Genomic DNA, 17,754 nt, shown 5'->3' on the forward strand with positions numbered 1-17,754 from the left:
GGGCGGGCAGCCCCGCGGATAGGGTTGGCCGATGCCGCCATCGAAGACTCCGCTGTACGTGGTCGCGGACGTCCACGGGCACCGGTCCGAGCTGCGCAGCGCGCTCCGCGACGAAGGGCTCGTCGACCGTGCCGGGCAGTGGTCCGCGGGGCCGGCCCGACTGTGGTTCCTGGGCGACTACGTCGATCGCGGCCCGGACGGCATCGGCGTGATCGACGACGTGCGGCGGCTGATCGCCGCCGCCGCAACGGCCGGCGGCGAGGTTCGGGCGCTGTTGGGCAACCACGAGGCGCAACTGCTCGCCGCGCACCGGTTCGGCGCCGCGCCGGTCAGCGGCTGGGACCAGCCCGGAGGTTTCCGGGGTGGCTGGGCGCGGTTCGGCGGACGCGAGGACGACCTCGCCAGGCTTACCCCGCAGCACGTCGACTGGATCATGAGCCTGCCCGCCGTCGCGGTCGTCGACGGCTACGTGCTCGTCCACTCCGACACCGCGCGCTACCTGGAGTTCGGGTCGGACGTCGAGGCCATCAACGCGGCCGTGGCGGTGTCCATGACCTCCTCCGACAGCGCAGAGTGGCGGGAGTTCTGCGGGCGGATGAGCGATCGGGGCGCGTTTCGTGGGGCCGAGCCGGCGCGGCCGGACGACGCGGTGTCGGCGATGCTGCGCGCGCTCGGCGGCGACGTGCTCGTGCACGGGCACAGCACGCTCACCAAGCATTTCGGGGTGGCGCCGTCGGATGTCCGGGAGGCGCTGCGCTATGCCGACGGTCGGGTCGTCGCCATCGACGGCGGGGTGTTCGAGGGAGGCCGCATCCTGCTCACCCGGCTCGCCTGACGCCCACCCGCGAACCGCGTGAGGTCCGGCGGTTTCTGCGCGCTCCGCGCGAGTCCGACCGTGCGGCGACGAATCCCTGAGGGTGGTCAATCGTCCGCGGAGTTCTCCCGCTGCCGCGGTGGGGCACCGTCGGCGAGGTAGGCCAGGGTGTGCCGAGTGCGGGCGGTCCTGGCCGCTGCGACTCGGGGAGCGACGTTGGTGGGCAGGCGCTGCTCGGCCTCGTCGGGAGAAACGAAGGCGACATCTTCCAACTCCTGGCTGGCAAGGGTGATGTCGTCCGTGCCGGTTATGTCACCGCAGTCGAAGGTGAAGCTGATGATCGCTCGTGGCCGGCTTCCGCTGGGAGGTGCCCAGTCCAGGACGAGCAGATCGCCCACGAGGACAGAGAGGCCCAGCTCTTCCCGCACCTCGCGTGCGCATGCGTGGTGCGGATACTCGCCCTCCTCCACGTAGCCCCCCGGGAAGACCCAGTGGTCGCGGTAGGTGGGCTTGACGAGGAGAATTCTGCCCACAGGATCGGTGATGAGGGCGGCTGCGGCGGCGTGAAATGCGGGCAGAGTCGCGTACCAGGTGGCGGGGTCCGTCCAGGTCACGCCAATGACCGTAGCGGAGGTGTCTCGATGTGACGGGGCGCTAGTTGGGCGAGGAAGCCCTCAGAGTCAGTAGAAGCTGTGTGACTTCGTGGCTTGCCCGGTGCTGGCTGAGCGCATGCGTGAGTTCACTGACGCGACGCGCGACACGTGCCGACTGAACGCCTTGGGCGTGCTGGGCCAGTTCTCGGCCCCAGTCGCAGGCCGCGTCCAGATCTCCTGCGCGGGCATGGGTGGTGGCGATGAGCGCGGCGTGCAGGGCGCGGGTGCGAGCGTTTGGCGCGGCGAGGGCTATCGCGTCCGGGGCATGCCGCAACGCCTGGCGATAGAGGCGGAGGTCGCTCAGGCACCGGAGCGCGGTGCCGGCGAAATGGGCCGGGGTGAAGTAACCGACCCAACGAGGCTCCCCCGCTGAGCCCGAGCGATCGATGGCGCGTGCAGCCTTGGCGAGCGCGTTCTGACACGCACGCTTCTCTCCCGACCCGCCGTAAGCGCTCGCAGCGGTGCTGTAGAGCCGGGCACGGACGGAGGCAGGGGCGCGGCCTGCGCCATCGATTGCCGCCTCGGCGAGCCGGGCCGCGTCCCGTGCGTGTCCGAGATAAACGGCCTGAGTGGCGAGGTTGGCCAGCAGGTGGGCACCGAACAGCCGATCGTTGGTGGTCTTGGCGAGCCGTAGAGCGAGGGTCAGATGGTGCTGGGCAACGCCGTGATCGCCCGCGTCGTAACACATGAATGCGAGTTGCCCGGAGAGCGTCGCCACTGCACGCATGAAGTCGCGACCGACTGCGTCGGTGTACGTACCGCGCAACATAGGGGTGACCTGGCGCACGAGAAGATCGGCCATGAGCGCTCGGGCATGGCCGGAGCCGCCGCCGTTACGGCGGTCGAGATCGAGAAAGTGGTCGGCAAGAACGTGCAGCATCTGGATATCGGCCGCGGTGACCGGCTGTTGGCCGGTGCCGACGACGATTTCGTCCGGCAGGTCGTATCGCCAGGCGAGCGCCGCTTGGAGAGCGGCACCACCTTCGAAGCCTTCGCCGGATGGGGATTCGGATCGAATGGCGAGGACTGCCTACAGCCGTTGGACGGAATCGATCGCGGATTCAGCGGACGTGGGGTACGTGGTGCTCACGGCGAGAGAGGCGTCGTTGAATCCCAACTCCGTCAAGGCCACGGGACGGCCGACCTTCCGGGCGATCACGCTGGCCATGGTCACTTGGACGTGGTCGGCGGGACGTCGGCCACGCAACCACCAGTAGACGCTCGCGGCGTCGTAACGCCAGGCACCGTACCGGCTGCCGGCGTGATTGAGTTGGCGCGCGAAGGCTGCGTGAGCATGGCCGTAGTTCGCGGCATGCAGCAGCCTGTCGAGTGCTGCATTGGTGACAGGCCGCGCCATGGTTTCTACCTCCGGATATCGAACCAATGCCGTTAGCGGCAAGCCTATGAGATGGCACCGTCATCGTTGGTCCTGCGCAACCCTGCGCAACCTTGTGGTCGGGCAGGCAATGCCGCACCTGTGCCACCGGCTGTTCTGGCTTTCCGTAGGCGACTTCGCTGGGGTCGGATGCGATGGCGACCCATTCGTGTGAGGTCTCCGTCGCCTGTCGACGGAGGTGAGTATGCGGGATCGGGTCGATGAACCGGCGAGCCGGGGCGAGCAGATTGAGGCGGCCGAGCGGGAGGCGGCGCGGCGGCGGCTGCTGGAACAGGCCGAGGCGGAGCGCGTACCCGTCGACGACACCACGCGGGCGGTGCCGGACCGGCGGTGGCGGCGTGGCCGGTGAACCGATCGGCAGGCGGGTCGCCCGGTGGCGGGTGCGCCGCCGGTTGACCCAGCAGATGCTTGCCGACCGGCTGGGCAGGTCGAAGAGCTGGGTGGACAAGGTGGAGCGGGGAATACGTCGGCTGGACCGGTACTCGATGATCCGGCAGATCGCCGACGTGCTGCGGGTCGAGCCGTCGGTCCTGCTCGGCGAGGCCGCCCCTCCGTCGGCGGGTGCGTCGGTCGGGGTGGACGGGATCTGGGCGGCGCTCGCCCGCTACGACGTCGGCCGGCACGTGCTGACGCCCGCCGAGATGCGGCGGCAGGTGACGTACGCGTGGCTCACCTACCAGCACGCCCACTACGCGCAGGCGGTGCTCCTGCTGCCGGGGTTGCTCGACGCCGCGCGGGGTCTACGTGGCGCCGGGCCGGAGCTGCTGGTGCAGGCGTATCGGGCCGCCTCATCGGTGCTGGTCAAGTTGGGGGAGGCGGACCTGGGCTGGCTGGCCGCCGACCGGGCGGTGGCCGGGGCGGGCGGCGATCCGGTGCTGGTGGCGACCGCCGTCGCGTCGGTGGGGGAGGCGCTGCGGGCGCTCGGCCGGGATCGGCTGGCGCTCGCCGTGACGGTCTCCGCCGTGTCGGTGGATGGGACGTGCGGACCGGTGCTGATCCAGGCCGCGCTCGCCGCCGCCGGTTGTGGCGAGTCCCGTCGCGCGGGCGAGTTGCTGGATCGGGCCGCCGAGGTGGCCGCGCGGCGAACGTTCGGGGACGAGTCGCAGCGGGCGGGCTTCGGGTCGATGGCCGTCGAGCTGGCGCGGGTGGTGGCGGCGGCACAGGCGGGCGAGGTGGAGGAGGCGGTGTACCGACATGAGCGGATGCTCCGACGGGAGGCGTGGCGGCGGCTGCCGGCCGAACTTCGGGCCGCCTACCTGCTGGATGCCGCGCGGGCGTACCTCCAGGCGGGTGACCTGCGCGGGGCCGGCCGGGCGGTGGTGGAGGCGGACGGGATCGCGCCGGCCGAGATTCGGCTACGGCCGGTGGCGCGTACCGTCGTCGCCGAGATCGCCCGCGCCCCCCGACGTGGCCCACCCACCCCCACCCCCAACCCCGCTCCCCGGCGCCGATCATGAAGTTGGCGGCAACGGCGGAGATCAACATCGCCGTCAACTTCATGATCACGGCATTGAGGGTGTGGGCCGGGGGCGATGAGTTTGTGGGGTTGGGGTGGTCTTTGGGGGGACGGCTCGAATATCTGGAGGGTGCATGTCCGAGGAACTGTGGGGGTTCGCGCACGCTGAGCGGGCCGCCCTCGCCGACGACCTGGCCGGACTCGACGCGGCCCAGTGGGCGCGGCGCTCGCTGTGCGGCCGGTGGACGGTGGAGGACGTGGTCGCGCACCTGACGGCGGCGGCGAGCCTCGGCCGGGCCCGCTGGCTCGCAAGCGTGCTGGGCGCACGGTTCGACTTCGACAGGCACAACGACCGCCGCCTGGCCGAGCACCGGGGCGCCGACCCGGGGGAGACCCTGGCCCGGTTCCGCCGGATCGTGCGCAGCACCACGTCGACGTTCGGCCCGACCGAGGCGTGGCTCGGTGAGGTGGTCGTGCACGCGCAGGACATCCGGCGGCCACTCGGCCTCGACCGTACGCCGCCGGTCGAGGCCGTCACGCCTGTCGCCCGCCTCTTCGCGGCGCGGGACTTCACGGTGGCCGGGCGCACCGCCGTGGCGGGACTGCGGGTGGAGGCGACCGACGGGCCGTTCCACGCCGGGACCGGCCCGCTTGTCAGCGGCACCACGCTGGCGTTGACCATGGCGATGGCCGGGCGGGCCGCGTACTGCGACGACCTCACCGGGCCCGGCGTGTCCATCCTGCGGGAGCGCTGCGCGCCGGCTTGACCGTGCCGTCGGGGTCCGTTGACGCGCGGGACCGCATACTGAGTATGCTCGCCGTCATGCCGCCCGCACGTCGCGTCCTGGCGCTCGTCGCCCCCGTCGCCGGTTTCCTGCTCGGCTTCCTCGACTTCGTCTGGATCACGCGGGTGCCGTACCCGTTCGCCGAACTCGGCAACTCCACCGCCACCTGGGCGGTCGCCGCGTTCGCGCTCGGCTTGTGGGTCCGGGCGGGCGCGCTGCGGGCGGCCGTGGCGGGCGTGGTCCTGCTGGTCGTCGCCGTGCCCAGCTACTACCTGGCCGCGACGCTCCTCCAGGGCGACGACCTGGCCGTGATCTGGGCGCCCAGTTCGCTTGTCTGGATGGCGTTCGGCGTGCTCGCGGGCGTGGTGTTCGGCGTCGCCGGCGTCTGGGCGCGGTCAACCGGGTGGCGGCGGGTGGTGGCGATCGCGTTGCCGGCGGCGGTGTTCGTCGAGGAGGCGCTGCGCTTCGCCGACCGGGCCCGCACCGGCTACTACCCCGGGGCGTGGTGGAACGTCGCCATCGACCTTGGGCTCGCCGCGCTGCTGCTGGTGCTGGTCGGCCGCTCCGCCCGGGTGCGGGTGCAGGCGGCGGCGGTGGCGCTCCCGCTTGCCGCCCTGGGCGTTGTGGTGTTCGGCGCTGTCGGCGGTTGACCCTCCGCGGTGCGGGTGATATGCCGGTTATTTCGGATACGGAAGGGCGGCCCGCTCAGGGAATCGGCCACTCGTGCACCGGGCGGTTGCTGTGCATCAGATCGACGTAGTGGTGGACCACCTCGCGCAGCGCGGCCGGCCGGTCCAGGTGGTCGGCGGATTCCAACCGGTGCAGCGTCTCCACCTGCCAGGTCGCGCCGTTGCGGCCGGTCAGGCAGCGCTGCTCGATGACGCCGAGCAGCCGGTCCCGCTCGGCCGGGTCCACGCCCCACCGGTCCAGCCCCTGATGGGCCATCGGCAGCAACCGGCGCAGCACCAGCTCGGTCACCGGCAGGTAGCCCAACCCGGGCCAGAACACCTGGGCGTCGATGCCGTGCCTGGCGCACACGTTGAAGTTCTCCTCGGCGGCGCTGAACGACATCTGCGACCACAGCGGACGGTCCGACTCGGCGAGCGCCCGGACCAGGCCGAAATAGAACGCGCCGTTCGCCACCGTGTCCAGCACGGTCGGACCCGCCGGCAGCACCCGGTTCTCCACCCGCAGGTGCGGCCGGCCGCGCAGCACGTCGTAGACCGGCCGGTTCCAGCGGTAGATGGTGCCGTTGTGCAGGCGCAACTCAGCGAGCTTCGGCACGCCGCCGCTCGCGAGCGTCGCCGCCGGATCCTCCGGGTCGCACACCGGCAGCAGCGCCGGGAAGTAGCGGACGTTCTCCTCGAAGAGGTCGAACACCGACGTGATCCAGCGCTCCCCGAACCACACCCGCGGGCGTACCCCCTGGGCCTTGATCTCCTCCGCCCGGGTGTCGGTGGCCTGCTGGAACAGCGGCACGCGGGTCTCCCGCCACAGCTCCCGGCCGAAGAACAGCGGCGCGTTCGCGCCGAGCGCCACCTGGATCCCGGCGACCGCCTGGGCCGCGTTCCAGTAGTCGGCGAACTGCGGCGGGGAGACCTGGAGGTGGAACTGGGTGCTGGTGCAGGCGGCCTCCGGCGTGATCGAGTCGGCGGTGGTCGCCAGCCGCTCCACCCCGCTGATCGAGATCGGCAGATCCTCACCACGGGCGGCGAGGATCTGCTCGTTGAGCAGCGCGTACCGGGGGTTGGTGGAGAGCGTGGCGGCGGTCAGGTGCTCCGGGCGCAACGTCGGCAGGATGCCGATCATCACCATGTGCGCGCCCACCGTACGGGCCTTGGCCTCGGCCGCGTTCAGACTGGCCCGGACGTGCTCCTCGAACTGGGCCGTGCCGGTGCCGGCCAGCCGGCGCGGCGCGACGTTGATCTCCACGTTGAACCGGCCCAGCTCGGTCTGGAACGCCTCGTCGGCGATCGCCTCAAGCGCGTCGGCGTTGCGCATGGCCGGGTCGAAACTGTCGTCGACCAGGTTCAGCTCGATCTCCAGGCCGGTCATCGGCCGCTCCACGTCGAACCGGGACTCCCGCAGCATCTCGGCGAAGACGTCCAGGCACCGCCGTACCTTCTCCCGGTAGCGGACCCGATCCTCCCGGCTGAAGGTGCGTACGCCGACGTCCTCGCCCATGGTCACCGCCCTGTCACCGTTGGTTCCCCCAACCTCGCACGGAGCGGCCGGCCGGGAAAAGGTCCGAAGGACCTTTCCTGTACCCCGTCCCACCCCAGCCAACGCCTGCGGCGTAAGGAGGGGCCCCCGCTTAACGCCTCCGGCATAGGCGGGGCCCCCTTTTAACACCTGGCCGGCGACCGGCCGGCTACCATGGCCGCCGACGGCGTACGGGGAGTGGTTGATGCGCGACGGGTGGATTCGGGCGTTCGTGGCGGCGGCGATCGCCGAGGCATGCTCCTGGGCGGCGCTGCTTGCCGGCATGGCGGTCAAGTACGGCCCGCCGCGCAACGAGATCGGCGTGCAGGTGTTCGGCCCGATCCACGGCGCGCTCTTCGTGGCGTACGGGCTGCTGGTCCTCGTGGTGGCGCGGCGGTGCCGGTGGTCGCTGGCGCAGACCGGGCTGGCGTTGGTAAGCGCGGTGCCGCCGTTCGCCACGGTGGTCTTCGAGCGCTGGGCCCGCCGCCGCGGCCTGCTCGCCACCCCCGTAGCCGCCCCCGCCGAGCGCGCGCTCACCGGCGTCGGTGGTTGTTAAGCGGGGGCCCCGCCTCTACCGAAAGCGTTAAAAGGGGGCCCCGCCTTTCACGTCAACGCGGAGCAGGCGGCGACGGCGAGCAGCAGGACGGCGCCCAGCATCGCCTGGAGCAGCAGCGCCGGGCCCAGGTGCGACCAGAGGGTCGCGGTGCGCGGGGTGAGCAACTGCCCGGTGGTCAGGTTCACGATCCGCTCGATCCGGGGCGGCAGGTCCGGGTCGCGCTGCGCCCGCAGCGTGAGCTGGACGTGGTCGCCCGGGTGCAGGGCGCTCTGCGGCAGGTGGCCGTGCAGCTCCACCTCGACCAGCCGGTCGACGGTGTCGCGCACCCGCACCGGGGTCACCAGGAACTCGGGCCCCTTCTTCAACTCCTTGAAGCTGCGCTTCGCGCCCCCGCCGCCGCTGCTGAGCAACGCGCGGACCACCCGCAGCAGCAGCCCCACCACACCGGCGGCGGTCAGCACCGCGACCAGCACGGGCTGGCCCACGCGTACCTCCCGGGCGTAGCCCTCCATCAGCCGGACCAGGCGCCCGGTGACGATGCGTTCCGTCGGACGGGCGACGCGCCGGGCCTGTAGCTCCGTGTCCATGTTCACCACCGAGAGTTCCGTTCCGTGCACAGATGGTATCGATCCTTCGGGTTGAACGACGTGAATGAACGGCGGTCACGCCCCGGCGCGCGGAAGGTGACATCGGCCGGGGCGCGGGTATGCGTGCGGCCGAGCTGGAAAGGGGTCGAGCATGCAGCTGTCCTTCCTGCGCCCGCTCTACGACCGTCCCGGGCCCTGGTGCTCGGTCTACCTGGACGCCTCCCGTGACACCCACGACTCCCGACCGCAGGTCGACCTGCGTTGGCGGGCACTGAAGGGTGACCTGCTGGCCCAGGGCGCCGACCAGGTCACCGTGGAGGCGGTGGAGGAGGTGGTCCGCCGGCACGAGCCGATGCCCGGCGACTACGGCATCGCGGTCTTCGCCAGCCGGGGCCGGGTGGTGCTGACCGAGTACCTCTCCGCGCCGCCGCTGCGTGACCTGGGCACCTGGGCGGCGCTGCCGCACACCATGCCGCTCGTCGCCCAGCGCGGTGAGCAGGTGGCCTGGGTGCGGGTGCTTGCCGACCGGGCCGGCGCGGACGCGATGGCGGTCAGCGCCGGCGGGGTGCCCCGGCGGGCCACGGTGAAGGGCCGGCAGAGCCGCCGGCTGCGCCGGGTGCAGCCTGGCGGCTGGTCCCAGTCGCGCTACCAGCGCGCCGCCATGGAGGCGTGGCACCAGAACGCCGGCGACGCCGCCGCGGCCACCGCCGACCTGGCCGAGCGGGTCGGCGCCGACGTGGTCGTGGTGGCCGGCGACATCCGGGCCACCGGCATGATCGCCGCCCAGTTGCCGGAACGCTGGCAGGACGTGCTGGTCCGCACCGACGCCGGCTCCCGGGCCGGCGGCGCGGAGGACACCCTGATGGACGACCTCACCGTGCAGACCGTGGCCGAGGTCGCCGACCGGCGCGTCGCCGCCGCGCTGGACCGGTTCGGCGTGCAGGAGGACGTCGGCGCCGGGCTCGACGCGGTGGTCGCCGCGCTGCAACGCAACCAGGTCGACACCATGCTGCTCGTCGACGCCCCGTCCGCCGACGGCGAGCTGTGGGTCGGCCCCGAGCCGACCGAGATCGCCACCGACCGGACGCAACTGGCGGACATGTCGGTGGCCGACCCCCAGCGGGTACGCGCCGACGCGGCGCTGCTGCGCGCGCTGATCGGCACCGACGCGGACCTGACCGTGCTCGCGCCGGAGGAGGCGCCGGAGCTGACCGACGGGGTGGGCGCGGTGCTGCGCTACGTCGACGCCGGCACCCCGGGGCGGGACGATGGCTGACCGTACCGTCGCCGACCTGGTGGTCGAGCGGCTGCGGGCCTGGCGGGTGCCGCGGGCCTTCGGCTACCCCGGCGCGGCGCTCGCCCCGCTTGTGTCCGCGCTCGTCGACGCGGGCGGCGATCCGGCGTTCGTGCCGGCCCGGCACGAGGAGACCGCCGCCTTCATGGCCACCGGGCACGCCAAGTTCACCGGCGGCGTCGGGGTGTGCCTGGCCACGCAGGGTCCCAGCGCGGTGCACCTGCTCAACGGCCTCTACGACGCCAAGCTGGACAGCAAGCCGGTGGTGGCGATCATCGGCGAGGACATCGACGGGCCGCTCGGCGGGGCGCACGAGGAGATCGGGCTGAGCCGGCTCTTCGGCGACGTGTGCAACCAGTTCCTCCGCTACGGTCGCCGCCCGGACCAGGTGCCGGCGCTGCTGGACCAGGCGTTCCGCACCGCGGTGGCGACCCGCAGCCCGACCTGTGTGGTGCTGCCGCGGGCGTTGCAGGTGATGCCCGTGCCCGACCTGCTGCCGCAGACCGCGGGCGTGGTCACCGCCACGCCCGGCGAGCCGCTGGCCCGGGTGCTGCCGCACGACGCCGACCTGGACGCCGCCGCCTCGTTGCTCGGCGGCGGACAGCGGGTGGCCATGCTTGTCGGGCAGGGCGCGCACGGCGCGGCCGGGGAGATCGTGGCGCTCGCCGACCGGCTCGGCGCGGGCGTCGCCACGTCGCTGCTCGGCAAGCCGGTGCTTGACGAGCGGCTGCCGTTCCACACCGGCGTGCTCGGCGAGGTCGGCACCCCGGCCGCCGCGCAGCTCATGGGCGGCTGCGACACCCTGCTGCTGGTCGGCACCAACGACCCCTGGACGGACTGGTTCCCGATGCCGGGGCAGGTGCGCACCATCCAGATCGACGTCGACGGCCGGCGGATCGGCGCCCGCTACCCGGTGGACGTGCCGCTTGTCGGCGACGCCGCCGAGACGCTGCGGGCGCTGCTGGCCCGGGTGCCGGACCGGCCCAACGCCAGGTGGCGCCGCGTGGTGGAGGACGCGGTGGACAGGTGGCGGACCGTCGCCGCCGACCGCGTCGCCGCGCCGGCCGAGCCACTCAACCCGCAACTGGTGCTCCGCGAGTTGTCCGCCCGGCTGCCCGCGCGCGCCGCGGTCGCCGTCGACATCGGCTCGGTCGTCTACTGGTACGCCCGGCACCTGGAGCTGCCGCCCGGCGTGCAGGCCCGGCTCTGCGGCACGCTCGGCTCGATGGGCTGCGCCCTGCCGTACGCGGTGGCCGCCAAGCTGGCCGAGCCGGACCAGCCGGTGCTCGCGCTGCTCGGCGACGGGGCGATGCAGCTCAACGGCCTGACCGAGCTGATCACCGTGGCGCACCACTGGACCAGGTGGCCCGATCCCCGGCTGGTCGTGCTGGTGCTGAACAACCGGGACCAGTCCGGCGTGGGCGACGGGCGCCCGCCCGGCCTGCCTGTCGACCGGCGGCCCGATGTGCCGTACGCCGGGTGGGCCCGGCTGCTCGGGCTGCACGGCGTCCGGGTGGACCGGCCGGACCTCATCGGCGCGGCCTGGGACGAGGCGCTCGCGGCCGACCGGCCCAGCGTGCTGGAGGCGGTGGTGGATCCGACCGTGCCGCTTGAGGTGCCCGAGCCGGCCCTGGCCGACCTGCGCGGCCTGATGGTCGACGGGGAGGCGGCCCGCCGGGTGCGGGAGCGGGTGAGTCAGACCGAGGCCATCGCGGCGGAGGACCTCGTCTAGCCGGACCCGGACGGGGCACTGCGACCAGGCGTCCGTCCCGGGGGTCCCGATTTGTCCACCACCGATCGCCGCTTCGCCACCCACGTGCTGTCCGCCTGGTCCGCCGGCGGGTCCTCGCTGCGCCCGCCCGAGCGCATCCTCGCCGCCTGAGGTGTTAAGCGGGGCCCCTTCCTCTACCGAGAGCGTTAAGCGGGGGCCCCTCCTTAACTGCGCGCACCGGCACAGCGGCCCGTCCCGCCCCGACCCGAACCCGCACCGCCGTGCCGTTGCGCCCGCGACGGCGGTTCAGCGGCGCGACAACACCCGACCAGGCATTGGTCCGCGCCGTGGGGAGATGCCCCGTTTAGACCCCAGAGGGACGGGAAGCCGGGCCGCGTGGTGAGCGAACGAGGCAAGCGAGCGCCGGCGGTCGACGCCGGACTGCCCGGCGAACGGGTGGTGACGGCGGGCAGCGCCGCCCGGATCCTGGTCGCCGCGACCGCCCGGGCGCTGCGCGGTGACGACTGCGGAGACCTCGGCCACCCGGGCCCGTTGGCCCGCCTCGCCGGTACGCCCGAGCCGGTGCGCCGCGCCGCCACCGCCCGCGCCGCCGGCCGGGCCGCGCTCACCGCCGCCCAGGTCGCCCGCGTCGACGCCGAGCGGGTGGCCGAATGGTTCGTCGGCCAGTATCCGGAGCGCCACTGGCCCGGAGCGGTGCTCGGCTCTCCGCACGGCGCGGCGGCCCACCTCGCGGTGGCGCTCGGCATGCCCTGGCTGCCCGCGGCCTTCGAACTCACCGCGCAGTGGGGCCGGGGCGCGGTGGACCGCCCGGACGCCGCGCTCGACCACGGGGCGGCGCTCGCCGGCCGGCTGCTCGCCGGCAACCCCCGGGTGCACGTACGGCAGGTGCACTGCCCGGCCAGCCGGGGCGTGGCGGCAGGCGCCACGGTGACCCTCGCGGCGCGCTGGCGGGCTCTGCCCGGGGCGTACGCGCGGTTCCTGGCCGACCGGCTGGAGCCGGCGGCGCCGGTGCTGCTGCTGCACGACGCGCGCACGTGGCCGGTGCGGGACGACGGCGCCGGGCACAGCTTCCAGGCCGGCTGCCCGGCCAGCGGCCTCGACCCGGTCGACTTCCACCCGGACGCCCGCGCGCTGCGCCACGTGCTGCGCGCGGCCGGCGGCGACGAGACGCGCTGGACGTCGCCCGAGGTCACGGTGTCGGCGGCGTTCGCCGAGCACGGCGTGGAGTCCGGTTTCGAGCACGGCGCGCGGGAGTGGGGTGACGAGCACGGGCATCCCCTGCACCGGGTGGTCGTCCCGCAGCCGGACGCGCTGAGCGCGGCCACCGCCGACCTCTACCGGCGTTGGCTGCGCCGGGCCGGCAAAACCGGAAACCGGCTGGTGGTGGAGTGCGGCCGGCTACTCGACCCGGGGCAGGTGCTTCGCGCCGGCCTGGTGCCCTACTGGTGCGAGAACGCCACCCGCCGCCGGGTGGAGGGGGCCGAGTGGTGGCTGGCCGGCAGCGAGCCGTTCAGTTCGGTGGACGTGCTGCCCGAACCGCCCGGGCTGCGCTCGCCGGCGCTCGCCGGCCTGCCCCAGTGGCTGGCCGTGGCCGGATTCGGGCGCCGGCGGCGGGCGCTGGACCGGGGCGCGGCACGCGGTTACCCGGTCACCTCGGTACCGACCCGACGTGTCACGGAGGTGTTGCGCAACCAGCCCTGCGACCTGCCCGTACCGCCCCCGCTGCGGATGGCCGAGGCGCTGGCCGCGCTCCGCGACGCGGGCGCCCACCAGGGGCTGCTGGTCTGCTGACCCGGACGGCCGGGCAACCTGGCGAAACATCCTCGCGATCCGCCGGACCGTGATTGAGTACCTACGGAGCGGGAAGACCGCTCGCCGCGAAACGGCCCACGACGCCGCGCGGCGGGCAGCCACCGCTTCCGACGTATTCCGTCACGTAACCCAACTTCCTCACCCGGTGCGTGGTCCGACCACGCGCGTCACCGGTTCCGACCGGGCGGGGGACTTCGGCGAGGGAGGCGCGGATGTTCGGCCAGACCACCACACCCACCCCACCGACCACCGAGCGGGGACTGGAGGACCTGGACGCGGCGGCGCTCGCGTACGCGGCCCGGATCGCGGGCCTGCCACCCGAGCGGCGGCAGGAGGCGCGGGACGACCTGGTCCGCTTCGCGTTGCCGTTCGCCGGCCGGCTGGCCCGCCGCTACCGGGGCCGCGGGGAACCGCTTGAGGACCTGGAGCAGGTGGCCCGCCTCGGCCTGGTCAACGCCGTCGACAGGTACGACCCGGAGCGCGGCTCGTTCACCGCGTACGCGGCGATCACCATCGTCGGCGAGATCAAGCGGCACTTCCGCGACCGCACCTGGGGCGTGCACGTGCCGCGCCGGCTGCGCGACCTGATCCTCGAGGTGGGCCAGGCGACGGCGACGCTCACCAGCGAGCTGTCCCGGGCCCCCTCGGTCGCCGAGCTGGCCGCGCGGCTGGAGACACCGGAGGAGGAGATCCTCGCCGCGCTGGAGTCGGCCGCCGGCTACAGCCCGGCCTCGCTGAACGCGCCGGTGGGCGGGGAGAGCTCGGCCGAGTTCGGTGACCTGGTGGGCGAGTCCGACAACGCGCTGGAGTCCGTCGACGACCGGGTGACGATCAGCGGCCTGCTGCACCGGCTGCCGTGGCGGGAGCGGCGGATCCTCGCCATGCGCTTCTACGGCAACCAGACCCAAGCGGAGATCGCGGCCCGGTTCGGCATCTCGCAGATGCACGTCTCCCGCCTGCTGTCCCGGGCGCTGACCTGGCTGCGCCAGGCGATGCTCGCCGACGCGCCGCCGCCGTGGCAGAACGGCGCCGCCGAGACCGAGCCGGCCAAGGCCCGGATCTCGGTGAAGCAGAACGGCGACCGGGTGGTCGTCGAGGTCGGCGGGGAGGTCGACCGGGCCGGAGCGGACCAGTTGCGCCGGGCGATGCTGGAGGCGGTCACCGGCCAGCCCCGCGAGGTGGTGGTCGACCTGGTGGGCGCCGGCGGCTTCGACGCCGGCGGGATCGCCGCGCTGATGGCCGGCCGGGACGCCGCCGCCCGGACCGGGGTGCCGCTGCGGCTGACCCGGGTGCAGCCGGCGGTGCGCCGCTCGCTCACCGCAGCGGGCCTGCCGGCCGCCGACTGAGCGGTCCGCCGCGCTTCCGCCGCCTCGGCGTCGGTGTTAAGCGGGGCCCCCTCCTCTACCGGAGGCGTTAACCGGGGGCCCCTCCTTTCAGGTGTCGCCGTGTCCGCGCGGGTGGCGCCAGCGGTCGTTGGGTCGCTCCTCGGGCTCGTCGGTCTCCTCGAAGCTGGCGCGGCGCACCTCCTCCGGTTCCGGCACCTCCACCGGCCGGGCGCCGGACTGCGGCGCGGGCTGGTAGTCGACCGCCTCGCGGGCGCCGTGCGCGCCCTCGGCGGCCGGCGACTCCGGCTCCTGCGTGACGTGGTGGAACTCCTCGCTGAGGCGCTGCGGCGGCTTGGTGGTGCGTTGCGGCAGGTCGCGGCCGAGATCGGCGACGAGCGGGCCGTACTTGGCATCGAACGCCGGGCGCTCGGACCGGATCCGTGGCATCCGGTCGAAGTTGCGCAGCGGCGGCGGGCAGGTGGTGGCCCATTCCAGCGAGTTGCCGAAGCCCCAGGGGTCGTCCACGGTGACAAGCGCGCCGTAGCGCCACGACCGCCACACGTTGTAGATGAAGAACAGCGTGGACGCGCCGAGCACGAACGAGCCGATGCTGGAGATCTCGTTCAGCCCGGTGAAACCGTCGCTTGGCAGGTAGTCCGCGTACCGGCGGGGCATGCCCTCGGCGCCGAGCCAGTGCTGCACCAGGAAGGTGGCGTGGAAGCCGACGAACATGGTCCAGAAGTGCATCTTGCCCAGCCGCTCGTCGAGCAGCCGGCCGGTCATCTTCGGGAACCAGAAGTACACCCCGCCGAACGCCGCGAACACGATGGTGCCGAAGAGCACGTAGTGGAAGTGCGCGACCACGAAGTACGAGTCGGTGACGTGGAAGTCGACAGGCGGGCTGGCCAGCAGCACCCCGGTCAGGCCGCCGAGCAGGAACGTGACCAGGAAACCGACCGCGAACAGCATCGGCGTCTCGAACGTGAGCTGCCCCTTCCACATGGTGCCGATCCAGTTGAAGAACTTGACGCCGGTCGGCACCGCGATCAGATAGCTGAGGATGCTGAAGAACGGCAGCAGCACCTGGCCGGTGGCGAACATGTGGTGCGCCCAGACGGCCATCGACAGCACCGTGATGGCGAGCGTGGCAAGCACCAGCCCGGTGTAGCCGAAGATCGGCTTGCGGGAGAAGACCGGGATGATCTCGGTGATGATGCCGAAGAACGGCAGCGCCACGATGTAGACCTCGGGGTGCCCGAAGAACCAGAACAGGTGCTGCCACAGCATCGGCCCGCCGGTCGTCGGGTCGTAGACGTGCGAGTGCAGGATCCGGTCCGAGGCGAGCGCGAACAGCGCGGCGGCCAGCAGCGGGAACACGAAGATCACCAGGAGGCTGGTGAGCAGCAGGTTCCACGTGAAGATCGGCATCCGGAACAGTGTCATGCCGGGCGCGCGCAGGGTCAGGACCGTGGTGATCAGGTTGACCGCGCCGAGGATGGTGCCCAGCCCGGAGAGGGCCAGGCCGACCACCCACATGTTGGCGCCGACGCCCGGACTGTGCTGGGCGGTGCTCAACGGGGTGTAGGCCGTCCAGCCGAAGTCCGCCGCGCCCTGGGGGGTGACGAAGGCGGCCACCACCATCGTGCCGCCGAACAGGTAGAGCCAGTAGGCGAACGCGTTGAGCCGGGGGAACGCCACGTCCGGCGCCCCGATCTGCAACGGCACGATGTAGTTGCCGAACGCGAAGACCAGGGGGGTGGCGAACAGCAGCAGCATGATCGTGCCGTGCATGGTGAACATCTGGTTGTACTGCTCCGGCGAGAGGAACTGCATTCCGGGCCGCGCCAGCTCGGCCCGGAGCACAAGCGCCAGCACGCCGCCGACCAGGAAGAACAGGAACGACGTGCCCAGGTAGAGCAGGCCGATCAGCTTGGCGTCAGTGGTCCGCAGCAACCGCCACAGCGAGTTGCCCCTCGTCGCCTCCCGGACCGGGCCGGGATACCCCCCGAACCGGGCCGGCGCGAGGATCGCGGGCCCTGAGTCTCGTACCGGATCCGTGACTACCCGCTTGGGCATGGCATCTCACCCCGTGTGACGACAGACAGGACGGGCGCGCGTACCCGACCCCTCTGCCCATGAAACCAGGCGAGAGCGGAGAATTCGGTCAGTTCGCCGGGAGCATGGCCCAGACGACCTTGCCGGTGCCGACAGGCGTGCTGCCCCACCGCTGGGTCAGCTCCCGCACCAGCATCAATCCGCGGCCCCCCTCGGCCGCCAGGTCGTGGCCGGTCGCCGCCCGCGCGGCGGCCGGGCTGCCGTCCATCACCGCCACCCGCAGGTACGGCCGGCGCAGCGTGAGCGTGACCCGCATGGGCGTGCCGGCGTGCCGGACCACGTTGCCGACCAGTTCGCTGAGCACAAGCGAGGTCGGCCCGGCCAGCTCCGGCACGTTCCATCTGCCGCACGCCTCGGTGACCAGCTCCCGGGCCCGCCGGCAGGCCCCGGCGACCGGCTCGAACCGGGCCCGCAGCCGCGGCGACGCGGTCGTGCCGGCCAGCGCGGTCGCCTCGGTGCAGTCCCGGCGGACCGGCACCACCCGGCAGGCGATCGTCTCGTTCAACCGGGCCGCCGCCGACGGCGGGGCGGAGAGCACCAGCGGTACGGCCGGCCAGTCGGCGGCCCGCCGGCAGGCCGCGGCGAAGACGGACAACGCCAGCGGGTCGAGGACGTCGAGTCTCTCCAGGTCGACCACGAGCGCGTCCGGCTGCGCGGAGAGGCAGCGGTCCAGCACCTCGTGCACGGAACGCGTCGTGCCCAGGTCGAGCGCACCGGCCAGCCGCACGACCGTGACCGGGGACTCGTCGCGGACCTCGCACCTGATCCGGGTCGACATCGGGCCCTCGTTTCCAACTCGTCGGAGGACTACGGACGTACCCGCGCCCCGGACCACCGAAACAGGGCACCTCGGAGTCCTCCGCCGCAGGTCAGCAGCAGCGCCGGCCCGGCCGCGCGAGGGCGACCGGGCCGACGGCTGCGGTGCGCGGGATGCTCCTATGGATGTCAAGGGGTGGTGAGGGCGGTGTAGTCGGCGAGGAGGGCGGTGTGGACCTCGCGGATGATGTAGCGCTTGAGGCAGCGGATG

17 protein-coding genes are annotated in these 17,754 nt (G+C 73.0%); 10 read left to right on the plus strand and 7 right to left on the minus strand.

Going from position 1 to position 17,754, the window contains the following annotated elements; all coding sequences use genetic code 11:
* Positions 1-31 precede the first annotated feature (31 nt).
* The gene (locus tag SM450_RS29865) at positions 32-835 is read left to right on the plus strand and encodes a metallophosphoesterase (protein ID WP_474623123.1); all 804 of its coding nucleotides are present in this window, start codon (positions 32-34) and stop codon (positions 833-835) included.
* A gap of 86 nt (positions 836-921) precedes the next feature.
* On the opposite strand, the gene SM450_RS29870 is transcribed toward SM450_RS29865, so the two are convergent.
* The 3 genes from SM450_RS29870 to SM450_RS29880 all read right to left on the minus strand — a co-directional run bounded on the left by SM450_RS29870 (position 922) and on the right by SM450_RS29880 (position 2,824).
* A complete protein-coding gene (locus SM450_RS29870; protein WP_474623124.1) occupies positions 922-1,428 on the minus strand; it encodes an NUDIX domain-containing protein in 507 nt (168 codons plus the stop codon).
* Positions 1,429-1,468: 40 nt separating this feature from the next.
* The gene (locus tag SM450_RS29875) at positions 1,469-2,347 is read right to left on the minus strand and encodes a hypothetical protein (protein ID WP_474623125.1); all 879 of its coding nucleotides are present in this window, start codon (positions 2,345-2,347) and stop codon (positions 1,469-1,471) included.
* Positions 2,348-2,497: 150 nt separating this feature from the next.
* Positions 2,498-2,824: a hypothetical protein gene (locus SM450_RS29880; protein ID WP_474623126.1), complete on the minus strand. Its 327-nt coding sequence runs from the start codon at positions 2,822-2,824 to the stop codon at positions 2,498-2,500.
* Positions 2,825-3,047: 223 nt separating this feature from the next.
* Between SM450_RS29880 and SM450_RS29885 the strand changes: the two genes are divergently transcribed.
* The 4 genes from SM450_RS29885 (at position 3,048) to SM450_RS29900 (ending at position 5,754) form a co-directional block, all read left to right on the plus strand.
* On the plus strand, positions 3,048-3,212 hold the full coding sequence (locus SM450_RS29885; RefSeq protein WP_474623127.1) for a hypothetical protein: 165 nt from the start codon (positions 3,048-3,050) through the stop codon (positions 3,210-3,212).
* Positions 3,202-4,320, plus strand: coding sequence for a helix-turn-helix domain-containing protein (locus SM450_RS29890; protein WP_474623128.1), 1,119 nt, complete (start codon positions 3,202-3,204; stop codon positions 4,318-4,320). Before SM450_RS29885 ends, SM450_RS29890 begins: the two co-directional genes overlap by 11 nt.
* Positions 4,321-4,453: 133 nt before the next feature.
* Positions 4,454-5,086 carry a maleylpyruvate isomerase family mycothiol-dependent enzyme gene (locus SM450_RS29895; protein WP_474623129.1) on the plus strand — a complete coding sequence of 211 codons (633 nt, stop codon included), beginning with the start codon at positions 4,454-4,456 and terminating at the stop codon, positions 5,084-5,086.
* A gap of 56 nt (positions 5,087-5,142) precedes the next feature.
* Complete coding sequence (locus tag SM450_RS29900; protein ID WP_474623130.1) at positions 5,143-5,754, plus strand: DUF6518 family protein; 612 nt, start codon at positions 5,143-5,145, stop codon at positions 5,752-5,754.
* Between the two features lie 55 nt (positions 5,755-5,809).
* Here SM450_RS29900 and SM450_RS29905 read toward each other — a convergent pair whose 3' ends face one another.
* The gene (locus tag SM450_RS29905) at positions 5,810-7,288 is read right to left on the minus strand and encodes a glutamate-cysteine ligase family protein (RefSeq protein ID WP_474623131.1); all 1,479 of its coding nucleotides are present in this window, start codon (positions 7,286-7,288) and stop codon (positions 5,810-5,812) included.
* Positions 7,289-7,511: 223 nt separating this feature from the next.
* Between SM450_RS29905 and SM450_RS29910 the strand changes: the two genes are divergently transcribed.
* Positions 7,512-7,862, plus strand: a complete 351-nt coding sequence (locus SM450_RS29910; protein WP_474623132.1) for a DUF3817 domain-containing protein — start codon at positions 7,512-7,514, stop codon at positions 7,860-7,862.
* Between the two features lie 47 nt (positions 7,863-7,909).
* On the opposite strand, the gene SM450_RS29915 is transcribed toward SM450_RS29910, so the two are convergent.
* A complete protein-coding gene (locus SM450_RS29915) occupies positions 7,910-8,458 on the minus strand; it encodes a hypothetical protein (protein WP_474623139.1) in 549 nt (182 codons plus the stop codon).
* A 142-nt stretch (positions 8,459-8,600) separates the two neighbouring features.
* On the opposite strand from SM450_RS29915, the gene SM450_RS29920 reads away from it, so the two are divergent.
* The 4 genes from SM450_RS29920 (at position 8,601) to SM450_RS29935 (ending at position 14,633) form a co-directional block, all read left to right on the plus strand.
* Positions 8,601-9,725, plus strand: coding sequence for a baeRF2 domain-containing protein (locus tag SM450_RS29920; RefSeq protein WP_474623133.1), 1,125 nt, complete (start codon positions 8,601-8,603; stop codon positions 9,723-9,725).
* Positions 9,718-11,475, plus strand: coding sequence for a thiamine pyrophosphate-binding protein (locus SM450_RS29925; RefSeq protein WP_474623134.1), 1,758 nt, complete (start codon positions 9,718-9,720; stop codon positions 11,473-11,475). Before SM450_RS29920 ends, SM450_RS29925 begins: the two co-directional genes overlap by 8 nt.
* A gap of 375 nt (positions 11,476-11,850) precedes the next feature.
* On the plus strand, positions 11,851-13,266 hold the full coding sequence (locus SM450_RS29930) for a hypothetical protein (protein WP_474623135.1): 1,416 nt from the start codon (positions 11,851-11,853) through the stop codon (positions 13,264-13,266).
* A gap of 233 nt (positions 13,267-13,499) precedes the next feature.
* Positions 13,500-14,633 (plus strand): SigB/SigF/SigG family RNA polymerase sigma factor, encoded by a 1,134-nt coding sequence (locus tag SM450_RS29935; protein ID WP_474623136.1) that lies wholly within the window; start codon positions 13,500-13,502, stop codon positions 14,631-14,633.
* Positions 14,634-14,720: 87 nt separating this feature from the next.
* On the opposite strand, the gene ctaD is transcribed toward SM450_RS29935, so the two are convergent.
* The gene (ctaD, locus tag SM450_RS29940) at positions 14,721-16,688 is read right to left on the minus strand and encodes an aa3-type cytochrome oxidase subunit I (RefSeq protein ID WP_474623137.1); all 1,968 of its coding nucleotides are present in this window, start codon (positions 16,686-16,688) and stop codon (positions 14,721-14,723) included.
* 88 nt (positions 16,689-16,776) lie between these two features.
* Positions 16,777-17,505: an ATP-binding protein gene (locus tag SM450_RS29945; protein ID WP_474623138.1), complete on the minus strand. Its 729-nt coding sequence runs from the start codon at positions 17,503-17,505 to the stop codon at positions 16,777-16,779.
* Positions 17,506-17,754 lie beyond the last annotated feature (249 nt).

Source organism: Micromonospora marincola, assembly GCF_056150385.1.

Excerpts from the sequence above, each read along its gene's own strand:
- SM450_RS29925 (WP_474623134.1), top strand. The coding sequence starts at position 9,718 with ATGGCTGACCGTACCGTCGCCGACCTGGTGGTCGAGCGGCTGCGGGCC.
- SM450_RS29920 (WP_474623133.1), top strand. The coding sequence starts at position 8,601 with ATGCAGCTGTCCTTCCTGCGCCCGCTCTACGACCGTCCCGGGCCCTGG.
- SM450_RS29935 (WP_474623136.1), top strand. The coding sequence starts at position 13,500 with ATGTTCGGCCAGACCACCACACCCACCCCACCGACCACCGAGCGGGGA.
- SM450_RS29880 (WP_474623126.1), bottom strand. The coding sequence starts at position 2,824 with ATGGCGCGGCCTGTCACCAATGCAGCACTCGACAGGCTGCTGCATGCC.
- SM450_RS29885 (WP_474623127.1), top strand. The coding sequence starts at position 3,048 with ATGCGGGATCGGGTCGATGAACCGGCGAGCCGGGGCGAGCAGATTGAG.
- SM450_RS29945 (WP_474623138.1), bottom strand. The coding sequence starts at position 17,505 with ATGTCGACCCGGATCAGGTGCGAGGTCCGCGACGAGTCCCCGGTCACG.
- SM450_RS29900 (WP_474623130.1), top strand. The coding sequence starts at position 5,143 with ATGCCGCCCGCACGTCGCGTCCTGGCGCTCGTCGCCCCCGTCGCCGGT.
- SM450_RS29875 (WP_474623125.1), bottom strand. The coding sequence starts at position 2,347 with ATGCTGCACGTTCTTGCCGACCACTTTCTCGATCTCGACCGCCGTAAC.
- ctaD (WP_474623137.1), bottom strand. The coding sequence starts at position 16,688 with ATGCCCAAGCGGGTAGTCACGGATCCGGTACGAGACTCAGGGCCCGCG.
- SM450_RS29910 (WP_474623132.1), top strand. The coding sequence starts at position 7,512 with ATGCGCGACGGGTGGATTCGGGCGTTCGTGGCGGCGGCGATCGCCGAG.
- SM450_RS29865 (WP_474623123.1), top strand. The coding sequence starts at position 32 with ATGCCGCCATCGAAGACTCCGCTGTACGTGGTCGCGGACGTCCACGGG.
- SM450_RS29895 (WP_474623129.1), top strand. The coding sequence starts at position 4,454 with ATGTCCGAGGAACTGTGGGGGTTCGCGCACGCTGAGCGGGCCGCCCTC.
- SM450_RS29905 (WP_474623131.1), bottom strand. The coding sequence starts at position 7,288 with ATGGGCGAGGACGTCGGCGTACGCACCTTCAGCCGGGAGGATCGGGTC.